The sequence below is a fragment of the Nocardioides halotolerans DSM 19273 genome (assembly GCF_000422805.1).
GTDB classification, from domain to species: Bacteria; Actinomycetota; Actinomycetes; order Propionibacteriales; family Nocardioidaceae; genus Nocardioides; species Nocardioides halotolerans.
In genome coordinates, this window is the sequence record NZ_KE383923.1 from 182,527 (window position 1) to 194,593 (window position 12,067).

The 12,067-nt window shown below is 72.0% G+C and carries 12 protein-coding genes and 2 tRNA genes; 1 reads left to right on the top strand and 13 read right to left on the bottom strand.

Annotated elements, in window-relative coordinates; all coding sequences use genetic code 11:
* Positions 1-165: 165 nt before the first annotated feature.
* From clpX to G514_RS0115615, 12 genes are all read right to left on the bottom strand, one after another.
* Positions 166-1,449, bottom strand: a complete 1,284-nt coding sequence (clpX, locus tag G514_RS0115560; RefSeq protein WP_028652510.1) for an ATP-dependent Clp protease ATP-binding subunit ClpX — start codon at positions 1,447-1,449, stop codon at positions 166-168.
* Between the two features lie 93 nt (positions 1,450-1,542).
* Entirely contained in the window at positions 1,543-2,178 is a 636-nt protein-coding gene (locus G514_RS0115565; RefSeq protein ID WP_084152141.1) for an ATP-dependent Clp protease proteolytic subunit, read from the bottom strand.
* Positions 2,179-2,198: 20 nt separating this feature from the next.
* Positions 2,199-2,840, bottom strand: coding sequence for an ATP-dependent Clp protease proteolytic subunit (locus G514_RS0115570; RefSeq protein WP_028652512.1), 642 nt, complete (start codon positions 2,838-2,840; stop codon positions 2,199-2,201).
* Positions 2,841-2,929: 89 nt separating this feature from the next.
* Complete coding sequence (locus G514_RS0115575; protein WP_028652513.1) at positions 2,930-3,415, bottom strand: SRPBCC family protein; 486 nt, start codon at positions 3,413-3,415, stop codon at positions 2,930-2,932.
* Between the two features lie 25 nt (positions 3,416-3,440).
* The gene (locus tag G514_RS27075; protein ID WP_051247528.1) at positions 3,441-4,574 is read right to left on the bottom strand and encodes a lipase family alpha/beta hydrolase; all 1,134 of its coding nucleotides are present in this window, start codon (positions 4,572-4,574) and stop codon (positions 3,441-3,443) included.
* Positions 4,575-4,628: 54 nt separating this feature from the next.
* Complete coding sequence (tig, locus tag G514_RS0115585) at positions 4,629-6,050, bottom strand: trigger factor (RefSeq protein ID WP_028652514.1); 1,422 nt, start codon at positions 6,048-6,050, stop codon at positions 4,629-4,631.
* Positions 6,051-6,127: 77 nt separating this feature from the next.
* Positions 6,128-6,203 (bottom strand) — tRNA-Pro (locus G514_RS0115590).
* 45 nt (positions 6,204-6,248) lie between these two features.
* Positions 6,249-6,322, bottom strand: a tRNA-Gly gene (locus tag G514_RS0115595).
* A 63-nt stretch (positions 6,323-6,385) separates the two neighbouring features.
* Positions 6,386-7,495, bottom strand: coding sequence for a PP2C family protein-serine/threonine phosphatase (locus tag G514_RS0115600; RefSeq protein WP_084152143.1), 1,110 nt, complete (start codon positions 7,493-7,495; stop codon positions 6,386-6,388).
* Between the two features lie 31 nt (positions 7,496-7,526).
* Complete coding sequence (locus G514_RS0115605) at positions 7,527-8,366, bottom strand: Fpg/Nei family DNA glycosylase (protein ID WP_028652516.1); 840 nt, start codon at positions 8,364-8,366, stop codon at positions 7,527-7,529.
* Positions 8,359-8,886 (bottom strand): ribose-5-phosphate isomerase, encoded by a 528-nt coding sequence (locus G514_RS0115610; RefSeq protein ID WP_028652517.1) that lies wholly within the window; start codon positions 8,884-8,886, stop codon positions 8,359-8,361. The genes G514_RS0115605 and G514_RS0115610 overlap by 8 nt, the downstream gene beginning before the upstream one ends.
* A gap of 12 nt (positions 8,887-8,898) precedes the next feature.
* The gene (locus tag G514_RS0115615) at positions 8,899-9,780 is read right to left on the bottom strand and encodes an alpha/beta hydrolase (protein WP_028652518.1); all 882 of its coding nucleotides are present in this window, start codon (positions 9,778-9,780) and stop codon (positions 8,899-8,901) included.
* 36 nt (positions 9,781-9,816) lie between these two features.
* Between G514_RS0115615 and G514_RS27080 the strand changes: the two genes are divergently transcribed.
* On the top strand, positions 9,817-10,167 hold the full coding sequence (locus G514_RS27080) for a DUF2568 domain-containing protein (RefSeq protein ID WP_169576450.1): 351 nt from the start codon (positions 9,817-9,819) through the stop codon (positions 10,165-10,167).
* Positions 10,168-10,193: 26 nt separating this feature from the next.
* Here G514_RS27080 and G514_RS0115625 read toward each other — a convergent pair whose 3' ends face one another.
* The gene (locus G514_RS0115625; protein WP_028652519.1) at positions 10,194-12,005 is read right to left on the bottom strand and encodes an AfsR/SARP family transcriptional regulator; all 1,812 of its coding nucleotides are present in this window, start codon (positions 12,003-12,005) and stop codon (positions 10,194-10,196) included.
* Between the last annotated feature and the right edge of the window lie 62 nt (positions 12,006-12,067).

The window sequence follows — 12,067 nt, forward strand, 5'->3', positions numbered from 1 at the left end:
ATGGGCAGCGTATTTCGCGGCGCCTCGCATGCCGTCGCCTGCATTGAGTACGTCCTGCTCGGGACACGGCGTCGGTCCGTCGACCGCGCCGACCCCAGAGAGCGTGCCGTCACCCGCAGGACGAGACCGCCGGATCCTCGAGGGCGGACTCGAGGGTCCGGAGGCTCAGGCGCTCTTCTTCTTCTTCGCCTCGGTCTCGCGCGGGACGAGGGTGGGCGCGACGTCGTCGGTGACGACCTCGCCGGTCACGATCACCTTGGCGATGTCGCCGCGGGAGGGGACGTCGTACATCACGTGGAGGAGGACCTCCTCGATGATCGCGCGCAGGCCGCGGGCGCCGGTGCCGCGCTCCATGGCGTTGTCGGCGATCGCCTTGACGGCGTCGTCGGTGAACTCGAGCTCGACACCGTCGAGCTCGAAGAGCTTCTGGTACTGCTTGATGAGCGCGTTGCGCGGCACGGTGAGGATCTGGACCAGCGCCTCCTGGTCGAGCTTGGAGACGCTCGCGATCAGCGGGAGGCGGCCGATGAACTCGGGGATCAGGCCGAACTTCGTGAGGTCCTCGGGACGCACCTGCAGGAGCAGGTCGTCGGCGTCGCGCTCCTCCTTGCCGCGGACCTCCGCGGTGAAGCCCAGGGTCTTCTTGCCGACCCGCTGCTCGATGATGTGCTCGAGCCCGGAGAAGGCACCACCCACCACGAAGAGGATGTTGGTGGTGTCGATCTGGATGAACTCCTGGTGGGGGTGCTTGCGGCCCCCCTGCGGCGGCACCGAGGCGGTGGTGCCCTCGATGATCTTCAGCAGCGCCTGCTGGACGCCCTCGCCGGAGACGTCGCGCGTGATCGAGGGGTTCTCCGCCTTGCGGGCCACCTTGTCGATCTCGTCGATGTAGATGATGCCGGTCTCGGCCTTCTTGACGTCGTAGTCGGCGGCCTGGATCAGCTTGAGGAGGATGTTCTCGACGTCCTCGCCGACGTAGCCGGCCTCGGTCAGGGCCGTGGCGTCGGCGATCGCGAACGGGACGTTGAGCATGCGGGCCAGCGTCTGGGCGAGGTAGGTCTTGCCGCAGCCGGTGGGGCCGATCACGAGGATGTTGGACTTCGCGACCTCGACGACCTCCTCCTTGCTGTGCCGCCCGGTGACGGGCTGGAGGCCGGCCTGGACCCGCTTGTAGTGGTTGTAGACCGCCACCGCGAGGGACTTCTTGGCGTTCTCCTGGCCGATGACGTAGGAGTTGAGGAACTCGAAGATCTCCTTGGGCTTGGGCAGCTCGTCGAGGCTGACCTCGGTGCCCTCGCTCAGCTCCTCCTCGATGATCTCGTTGCACAGGTCGATGCACTCGTCGCAGATGTAGACGCCGGGACCGGCGATGAGCTTCTTGACCTGCTTCTGGCTCTTGCCGCAGAAGGAGCACTTCAGCAGGTCGCCACCGTCACCGATGCGTGCCACGAGGTTCCTCCTCCTCAACCGCGCAGATAACCCAGCGCGTCCCGAACGGTACCCCGTCGTCCCCCCATTCGGTGGCGGGACACGGAGTGTCTGTCAGCCGGCCGTGAGCGCCGGAGTGGTCTTGAGCGACTGCAGCACGGCGTCTATCAGACCGTACTCGACCGCGCCCTCGGCGGTGAGGATCTTGTCGCGCTCGATGTCGCGGCTGACCTCCTCGATCGTCTTGCCGGAGTGGTCGCTGATCATCTTCTCGAGCAGCTCGCGCATCCGGAGGATCTCGTTGGCCTGGATCTCGATGTCGGAGGTCTGGCCGAAGGTGCCCTCGGTGTAGGGCTGGTGGATGAGGATCCGGCTGTTGGGCAGCGCGAGGCGCTTGCCCGCGGTGCCGGCCGCCAGCAGGATCGCAGCAGCCGAGGCGGCCTGACCGATGCACACGGTCTGGACGTCGGGCTTGATGAACTTCATCGTGTCGTAGATCGCGGTCAGCGCGGTGAAGGAGCCACCGGGGCTGTTGATGTAGATGCTGATGTCCTGGTCGGGGTTCATCGACTGCAGGCACAGCAGCTGCGCGATGACGGCGTTGGCGACGTCGTCGGAGATCGGGGTGCCGAGGTAGATGATGCGGTCCTCGAAGAGCTTGGCGTAGGGGTCGATGCGGCGGAAGCCGTACGACGTCCGCTCCTCCCACTGGGGGATGTAGTAGTTCATCGACGGGCTCGGGTCGCTCATGTGCTCACTCATGGGAGGGGTCAGTCCTTCTTCCGCGCGGGGCGGCCGTCGTCGGCGGCCTCACGAGCGTTGGTGATGACCTGGTCGACCAGGCCGTAGTCCTTGGCCTGCTCCGCGGTGAACCAGCGGTCACGGTCGGCGTCGGCCTCGATCTGCTCGACGCTCTGGCCGGTGTGCTGGGCGATCAGCTCGAGCAGCACCTTCTTGATGTGCAGGGACTGCTGGGCCTGGATCTTGATGTCGGACGCCGAACCACCCATGCCGGAGGACGGCTGGTGCATCATGATCCGCGAGTGGGGCAGGGCGTAGCGCTTGCCCTTGGCGCCGGCGCAGAGCAGGAACTGCCCCATCGAGGCCGCCAGCCCCATGCCGACGGTGGCCACGTCGTTGGGGATGTAGTTCATCGTGTCGTAGATCGCCATGCCGGCGTCGACCGAGCCGCCGGGGCTGTTGATGTGCAGGAAGATGTCGGTCTCGGGGTCCTCCGCCGAGAGCAGCAGCAGCTGGGCGCAGATCGCGTTGGCGTTCTGGTCGCGGACCTCGGAGCCGAGGAACACGATGCGCTCGCGGAGCAGCCGCTGGTAGATGTGGTCGTCGAGGACGGCGATCCCCGCGCCGCCACCGGCGGTCGGGTCGGGCAGCCCGGAAGTCTGAGCAGTCACGTCGTCGACCTTAGCCGGGGCGGGTGGCACATCCACGGCGTGTCCCGCGATGTTCGCTCAGGGCAGATGAACGCCGGGCGCGCGTGAGGTCAGCGCCCTTCCACTGCGCGCTTGAGGCGGGCGACCGACTCGGCCATGCCCTCCTCGAGCTCGTCGGCGTGCCCGCCGACGCCGCCGAGGAACGCCGACGCGAACACCTTGCTGAGCGGCGTGAGCCGGCGCGGCACCGGCCGGCGGTGCACGACCCGGGTGCCGGTCCCCTCCGGGGCGATCTCCCAGATCCACCGCGCCCCGCTCGACGTCGTGTCCCAGGCGACCGTGCGGCCGGCCTCCACGTCCGCCACCACGTTGCGCGTCGGCCAGACCACGCCCTTGCGCCGGTTGACGCCGACGTACCACTGGCCGGGCCGCAGCCCGCCCCGCTTGAGCGGGATCATCCGCACCAGCTCGGGCGAGAGCTCGGGCATCCGGCGTACGTCGCCGAGCACCTCCCACACCACCTCCGGCGGTGCGTCGATCGTGGTCTCGACGCGCAGCTCACGCTCGGCTGTCTCGTTCGGGGCAGCCTTGGTCACGGGCGGCAGTCTGGCAGCCGGACTGTCAGGCGAGCCAGCGCTGCAGCGCCGCGTGGACCTCGGGGTGGTTGAGCAGCCCGAAGTGGTCGGTGCGGCCGACGTGGAGCACGTCGGCGTCGGGGAACAGCGTGCGTCCACGACTGCGGCCGTACGCCGACTGCGGCCGCACGAGCAGGTCGCCGACGAGGCTGCCGACCGGGTGGCGCCGGCTGCGCGTCAGCGTCGCCGCCACCAGGTGGTAGCGCGCGTGCGGCAGCGGCGGGACGTCCTCGGCCAGCCCGGCGACCAGGTCGTGCACACCGCGTGAGCGCCAGTCGAGGACCCGGCCGAACGCCGCCGTCTCCTGCAGCGCCTGCAGCCCCCGGCTGCCGTGCCCGATCCCCCACGCGATCGGGGCTCCGAGGTGGGGCGTGCCGAGCGTGACGACGTCGGTGACACGGCCGCTCCACGGCTCCTCCACCTCGCTCGCGACCGCGCCGGCGGCGCGCACCACCAGGCCGCCCAGGGAGTGGCCGACCAGCGCGATCCGGGTGACCGGGACCGGCCACGCCTCGACCACCCGCTGCATCAGGGCGGTGAGCGCGGCGCCGTTCTCGCGCAGCGGCAGGCCGGTGTTGGCCCGCAGCATCAGCGGCGTCCAGCCGCGCTCGGCCAGCATCTCGGCGTACGTCGTGCCGGTTCGGTCGCGGTGGCGCCGCCAGTAGGCCTCGTTCTCGCAGAGCCCGTGCAGGAACACCACGAGCCGGCCGGTCGCCTCCGGGAAGGCCTCCACCAGGGACGAGGCGTCGGGCTCGACGTCGGCGCCGTGCAGCCGCACCGCCATCGGGATCGCGAGCTGCGGCCGCTCCCGGAGCAGCCGGTCGCCGATCAGGCCGTTGACGGCCGCGCTGACGAACCGGCCGCGCGGGTCGGCCTCGAGCCGCGGCCCCACGCCGGTCGCGGCGACCCGGTCGAGCGCCCGTGACGCGCCGCCGAGCCCGCCGGTCAGCCCGCGGTAGACCGCGGTGGCGACGCCGCGGTGCACCCGGCCGGCCGGCGTGCGGTCGAGCAGGGCGAGGTGGGTGTCGCGCACGGTGCGGACCACGAGCTCGTCACCGACCTCGGCCAGCAGCGAGAGCGCGTCGAGCACGCTCGGACCGGGGGCAGCGACCTGGGCCATGGCGCTGACCCTAACCGTCCGGTGAACGGTCGTGCACTCACCCCCGGCGGCGTGTCACTCCTGCTCGGAAGGCTCCCCGTCCGCGGCCTCGTCGACGGCGTCATCGGCGGCCTCGGCCGCACCGTCGGACCCGGACTCGTCCTCCGGCTCGCCGATGGTGCCGTCGGGGCGCAGGTTCTTCAGCTCGACGCGGTTGCCGGACCCGTCGGTGACCGTCGCCCCCTCGACCAGCTGGGCAAGGGCCTTGCCGCGCAGGATCTCCTGCACCAGCTCGGGGATGTGGTTGTGCTCGAACATGTGGTTGGCGAAGGCCTGCGGGTCCTCGCCGGACTGCTGGGCACGGCGGACCATGAGCTGGGTGAGCTCGTTCTGGTCGACGCCGATCGCCTCCTTCTTGGCGATGGCGTCGAGCACGAACTGCGCGGCGACGGCGTCGCGGACGCGGCGCTCGAGGTCGGCCTCGAACTCCTCCACGGTCTGGCCCTGCTCGTCGAGGTAGGCCTCCATGGTCATGCCGGCGTAGGCGATCTGCTGCTCGATGGACTGGCGCCGGGCGTTGAGCTCGTCGGTGACGATGCCCTCGGGGATCGGCACCTCCATCTTCTCCAGCAGCGCCTCGAGGACGGCGTCGCGCGCGGCGGCAGCCTGCTCGAGCCGCTTGCCGCGGCCGAGGCGCTCGCGCACGTCGTCGTTCAGCTCGGCGACGGTGTCGAACTCCGACGCCTCCTGCGCGAAGTCGTCGTCGAGCTCGGGGAGCTCCTGCTCCTGCACCTGCGAGACCTTGACGCGGACCTCGACCGACTGGCCCACCAGGTCGCCACCGACCAGCTCGGTCTCGAACGTCTTCTCGTCGCCGGCGGCCATCCCGGTCAGCGCCTCGTCGAGGCCGTCGATCATGCCGCCGCGGCCGACCTGGTAGCTCATGCCGGTCAGCTCGGCGCCGTCGACGACCTCGCCGTCGCGGGTCGCGGTGAGGTCGATGACGACGAAGTCGCCGTCAGCGGCCGGGCGCTCGACGTCGGACAGGGTGGCGAAGCGCTCGCGCAGCGCCTGGACCTGCTCCTCGACGTCGGCGTCGGTGATCGTGATGTCGTCGACGGTCGCCTCGAGGGCGTCGTAGTCGGGCAGCGTGATCTCGGGCTTCACGTCCACCTCGGCGGTGAACTCCAGCCCCTCCTCGCCGTGCTTGGTGACCTCGATCTCCGGCTGCGCCAGGGGCTCGAGGGAGTTGCTCTGGAGCGCCTCCATGTACTTCTGCGGAAGGAGGTCGTTGATCGCCTGGTCGAGCACCGCCTCGCGACCGACCTGGCGGTCGATGACCGCCGGGGGCACCTTGCCGCGGCGGAAGCCGGGGACGTTGATCTGCTTGGCGATCTGCTTGTACGCCGCGTCGAGGCTCGGCTTGAGCTCCTCGAAGGGCACCTCGACGGTGAGCTTGGCCCGGGTCGGGCTCAAGGTCTCGACGGCGCTCTTCAACTGCTTCTCCTTCTGATGGTCCTGCTGATGGTCCTGCTGGTGTCCTGCATGGTGGTCCTGGCTGATCTCGGCTGATCTGGTCGGGGCGACAGGACTCGAACCTGCGGTCTCCTGCTCCCAAAGCAGGCGCGCTAGCCACTACGCTACGCCCCGCCAAACAGGGTCCTCGGCCGGCGTTCGGCCGCCGGAGACCCGGCTTGGAGCGGATGACGGGAATCGAACCCGCGTAGCCAGTTTGGAAGACTGGGGCTCTACCATTGAGCTACATCCGCGCGACCTCCACCGCCGCCCGGAGGGCGTGCGCGAAGGACCGTGGAAATCTACCGTTCGGAGCCTCAGCTCCGCGAAACGACGACCATCGCGCGGTCGTCGTCGCGGGACCCCAGGGCCTCGACGAGCCGGCGGGCGGCACCCTCGAAGCTGCCGCGGAGCAGGTGCTCCGCCTCCCCCAGCATCCGGTCGATGCCGAGGTCGATGTCGCGGCGCGGCTCCTCGACCATGCCGTCGGTGTAGAGCAGCAGGGCGTCGTGGCGACCGAGCCGGCCGCGAGCGACCCGGAACTCGGCGTCCTGCATCAGGCCGAGGACCGGCCCCTCGCTCGCGAGCACGCTCCACCGCCCGGTGCCCGCCTGGCGCAGCGCCGCGGGCGGGTGGCCCGCCGAGCGGACCTCGTAGCTCCCGTCCGCGAGGTCGAGGGAGAGGTGGATGGCGGTGGCGAACCCCTCGGACCAGTTCTGGCGGAGCAGGTAGTCGTTGGCCGCCGGCAGGAACCCCTCCGGGGGCAGCGCCCCGAGCAGCCCGCCGAACGCGCCGGAGAGGAGCAGCGCGCGGGTGCCGGCGTCCTCGCCCTTCCCCGAGACGTCGATCACGGCGAGCTCGAGGCGGGTCGGCGTCGCGAGGGTGGCCACCACGAAGTCGCCAGCGAACGCCGTGCCGCCGGCCGAGCGCAGGGCCGACTCCGCGTGCCAGCCGTCCGGCAGCTGGGGGATGCCGCCCTGCTGGAGGATCCGGTCGCGGAGGTCGACGAACATCGACTCGCCCATCGCCCCCGCGACACCGAGCCGCGAACGGCGCAGCGAGGCGGCCAGCACGATCAGGCACATCAGCACCTGGATGCCGCCCGAGGCGAAGGTCCGGCCGGTCGGGTTCACCTGCACCGACATGCAGACCACGAGGAGCGCGAAGATGTAGATGACGAACCAGGGCAGGTGCCGCGGGTTGAGCAGCAGGCTCGCGAGCAGCAGCGGCACCATCAGGCTCGTGAACGGGAAGCTGGTCGGCGCGAGGACGACCGCGGTCACGATCAGCAGCCCCATCGCGACCAGGACGGCGAGCACCTTGACGTCGAGGAAGGCGCCGCGCCGGGTGAACCGGCGCAGGGTGTGCCGGGCCGGAGCGACGTCGCCCGCGCGGGCGCGCGAGAGCTGGAGGTCGCCGCTGGTCATCGCACCCCACTCTCGGGCATCGTCGAGGCCGTCACTGTAGGGCTCGCGACCTGAACCGGGGTTGGCATCTCGCGCACCAGTAGAGGTTGCGGCCGAGCAGCTCCCGGGTCCGCACCCTGGTGCCGCACACGCGGCACGGCTCCCCCGCCCGGCGGTAGACGTAGGAGGCCCGGTCGGAGCCGAGCCGCTCGCGCTCGGTGAGGTGCTCGGGGCGCACCGTGCGGATCACCCCGTCGCGCACGCCGTCCTGCATCAGCGCCACCAGGTCCTTCCACATCGCCGTCCAGCGGCTCGGGCGGATGCTGGTGCCCGGTCGGAACGGGTCGACCCGGTGCCGGAACAACAGCTCGGCGCGGTAGACGTTGCCGATGCCGGCCACCACCGACTGGTCCATGAGCAGGCCGGCGATCGGCGCGCGGCTGCGACGGAGCCGGTGCCACGCGAGGTCGGGGTCCGCGTCGGGTCGGAGCGGGTCGGGCCCGAGACGGGCGATCAGCGCCTCGCGCTGCTCGGGCGTGTGGAGCTCGCAGGCGGTGGCGCCACGCAGGTCGGCGTACGACGCCGTGGCCGCGCCCGCGTCTGCGGTGACGAGCCGCAGCCGCACCTGCCCCACCGGCGCCGGGACCGCGTCGGCGTCGCGGGTCACGTCGAAGCGCCCGTAGAGCCCCAGGTGCACGTGCACGAGGTCGTCGTGGGCGAAGTGGACCCAGAGGTGCTTGCCGCACGGCTCCGCACGCTCGACCACGCGACCGTCCAGCAACGTCGCCGACTCCGCGAACCTCCCCTGCGGACTGCTCACCCGCACGGGGTGTCCGGCGAAGGTCTCGTCGAGCGCGGTGGCGAGCCGGTGGAGGGTGTGTCCCTCAGGCATCCGGCTCCTGCCCCGTCTGCTGCCCGCCGTGCTGGGCCGACTCCGGCAGCGGCGGCAGCTCGCGCGTGCGCTCGTAGCCCCAGATCTGGGCGATCCGGCGCGCGTGCCGCTCGTCGCCGCTGAACGGCGTGGTGAGGAAGACCTCGACGAACCGGGTCATGTCCTCGATCGGGTGCATCCGGCCGCCCACCGAGACGACCTGGGCGTCGTTGTGCTCGCGGGCCAGCCGCGCGGTCTCCTCCGACCAGGCGAGTGCGCAGCGGATGGCGGGGACCTTGTTGGCGGCCATCTGCTCGCCGTTGCCCGACCCGCCGATGACCACGCCCAGGCTGTCGAGGCCCTCCTTGCGGTCGAGGGCCACCCCCTCGGCGGCGCGCAGGCAGAAGACGGGGTAGTCGTCGACGGCGTCGTAGACGAACGGCCCGTGGTCGACCGGCTCGTAGCCGTGGTCGGTCAGCCAGCCGGTCAGGTGTGCCTTGAGGTCGAGACCGGCGTGGTCCGAGCCCAGGTGGACGCGCATGCGGTCATCTTGTCAGCGGCCCCTGAGGAACGCACAGGTGTGCCTGATCAGCTGCTCGGACGCCGGGAACGACGCGTCGCGCCAGAAGCCGTGGATCTGTCCGAGGTAGCGGGTGCAGGTGACCTCGCCGCCCGCCTCGGCGATGAGCACGGCGAGGTGCTCGGCCTCGTCGCGCAGCGGGTCGTGCTCGGCCGTGGTGACCAGCGTGGGCGGCAGGGTGCCGAGCCGGTCCGACCGCAGCGGCGCCAGGTCGGGATCGGTCAGGTCGGCCTCGTCGGCGGCGTACTGCTGCCAGTACCACTCCGCCTCGCGCGGGTCGAAGGCCGCGTCCGCCCCGAGCGCGTAGGACTCCCAACCCGCCTCCGGGTCGAGGAAGGGGTAGTGCAGCACCACGGCGCGGAAGCGTCCCGGGTTCCTCAGCGCCGCGACCAGCGCGAGGTTGCCGCCGGCGCTGTCGCCGTGGACGTACGTCGGTCCGCCGCCGGTGAGCGCGGCGCCCTCGCCCTCGAGCCAGGCCAGCACGGTGTCGACGTCGTCCGGCGCGGCCGGGAACCGGTGCTCGGGCGCCAGCCGGTAGTCGACGCTCAGCACCGCCGCGCCGAGTCGGTTGGCCAGCCGCCGGCACACCCGGTCGTGGACGTCGACGTCGTGGAAGACGAACCCTCCGCCGTGGAGGTGCACGAGCAGACCCGAGTCGGCGCCCGCGGGGCGGAACAGCCGGACGCGGACGCCGTCGGCGTCGAGGTCGCGGACCTCGGCGACCTCCTCGGGCGGCTCCGCCAGGGCGACCGCCCGGTTTGCGTCCCGTGCGGCCACGACGTCGTAGCCCTCGGTCCACACGCGGACGTCGGCGGCCGCCGCCTCGACGGCGGCCCTGGCCTCGGGGTAGAGCATGCACCGACCCTAGGACGCGCCTGGAGAATGGCCGCCGTGGCTGCCTTCGGCTGGACCGTGCTCGCCCTCGTCTTCCTCGACGAGCTGCTCGCGATGGCCGGCCTGGGTGTCTACGGCTGGTCCGCCTCGCCGCGCTGGCTGCTGGTCTGGCTCCTACCCCTGCTGGGGATGCTCGTGTGGTTCCTGTTCGCGTCGCCGCGGGCGCGCTTCGGCTCCGCGGTCGTGCGGCCGGTGGTCAAGGTCGTCGTGTTCGGGGCCGCCTCGTGGGGCCTCTGGGTCGCCGGTCACCACTCGCTGGCGGTCGCGCTGCTGGTGTTCTCCGTGGTCGTCAACGGGCTCGCGATGATCCCCGCCATCCGCGACCTGGCGGCCACCGCGACTCGGTAGCCGGTCGCGCGTCGACGCCGATCGGCTCAGCTGCTCCCGGCCAGCATCGGCACCAGCACCGGGTTGTCGATCGCGCCGGCCAGCAGCACGGCTGCCTCGGCGTCGGCCGCGTGGCCGAGGCGAGCGCCGTGCAGCATGGCGCGCACGGTCAGCTCGCGCATCCCGGTGCGCGAGGCCCGCTCACGCATCTCCTCGACCCACGCCGCGGTCGAGGGGTGCCCGTGCCGGACCCCCATCCCGCACAGCGCGTCGAGGATGTGGACGTCGAGCCAGACGTAGGGGTCGGTGAGCCGGTTGGCGCGCGACCGGGCGTCGAGGAGCTGGTCGACGGCGCGGTCGGGCTCCCCGCGCGCCTCCGACAGCAGCGCCAGACCGCGGGCCGAGATGCCCTCCCAGCACGGGTCCCCGATCTGGCAGGCACGGGCGAAGGACTGCGCGAGGCACCCGGCCGCGCCGTCGATGTCACCCCGGGCGAGCAGCACGTCGCCGAGCAGCGCCTGGGGCCACGGCAGGAAGCTCAGCCAGTGCTCGTCGCCCGCGACGCCGATGGCGGCCGTCAGGTGCTCGACGGCGGCGTCCAGGTCTCCCCGCAGCAGGCCGATCCGACCGAGCATGGACAGTCCGTAGGCCTCGCGGCGTGGCTCGCCCACCGCCCGGGAGGCGCGGATCGCCCCCTCGAGGAGGGTCGTCGCGCGGGGGTAGTCGGCCTGGTCGCTGGCGACCGACCCGAGGTAGGTCATCGCCTTGGCGCGCGTGGAGGGTGCGGCATCACCCGCCGTGAGCACCTGGTCCAGCAGCCGCTCGGCACGGTCGTAGCGCGCCCGCAGGAAGTCGACGTAGCCGAGCTCGGCACGCGCCCGTGCGACCGCGGCGAGGTCACCCATCGCGATGGCGATCCGCTCCGCCTCGGTGAGCCGTGCGAGCCCGGCCTCGTCGAGGCCGCCCCACGCGTGGATCAGCGCCTCGGCCAGCACCAGCCTCGTCTCGACCCGCGCACTGTCGACCTCGGCCTGGTCGGCCATCCGCACGGCGGCCTCGAACGACGCCACCCCGGCCACCACCGCACCGGCGGAGACGGCCGCCGCTCCCCCCTCGGCGACCGCGTCGATGGCCGCGACGTCCACGACCTGCGCGGTCGCCGGCGGCTCCCGCAGCGCCAGGAGGACGGCGGCGCCCGGGGAGGTGCCGAGCTCGCGCTCGGCCGTCGTGGTCCAGGCTCGGAACTGGCGCTCGGCCGCGTCGGTGTCGCCGGCGAGCCGGTAGATGCGGATGAGCAGCGCCTGGTGGTTCTCGTCGAGCGGGCTCATCAGGGTCGCCCGCACGGCGAGGTCGCGCGCCCGGTCGATCTCACCGCGGGCCAGCAGCCCCAGCGCAGCCTCGTGGACGATCGACTCCGTCGCCGCGGAGAGGCGGCGGCGCTGGGAGAGCAGCCACGCCTCGAACGGCTCGGCGTGCGCGAGGCTCAGCCCGTCGAGCAGCTCGAGCCCGAGACCGGGGAGCTTGACGGCGTCGTTCCAGTGACCGTGGACGAGGACGTCGACGTCCACGCTGGTGCCGGGTGGCAGCTGCACCTGCACCGGGTCGCCGTCGAGCACGGCGGACGGGCCGAGGCCACGGCGGACCTCGGCAAGGGACCACCGCAGCGCGCCCAGCGGGTCGTCGGCCTCGCTGAAGAGGAGCGAGGCGAGCGCGGACCGGGTGGGTGGCCGCTCGGAGAGCAGCAGCAGGGCGAGCAGGGCCCAGCTCTTGCGGCTGCGGAACCGGTAGCCGACGTCGCCGTCGATCTCGATCGAGGGACGTCCGAGCAGGTGGATCGAGAGCCCCGCCGACGCGTTCACGGCGTGCTCGTCCTCTCGTCCTCCACCAGGTCGTTCGCAAGATGCAGCGTCGCACAGAGGGC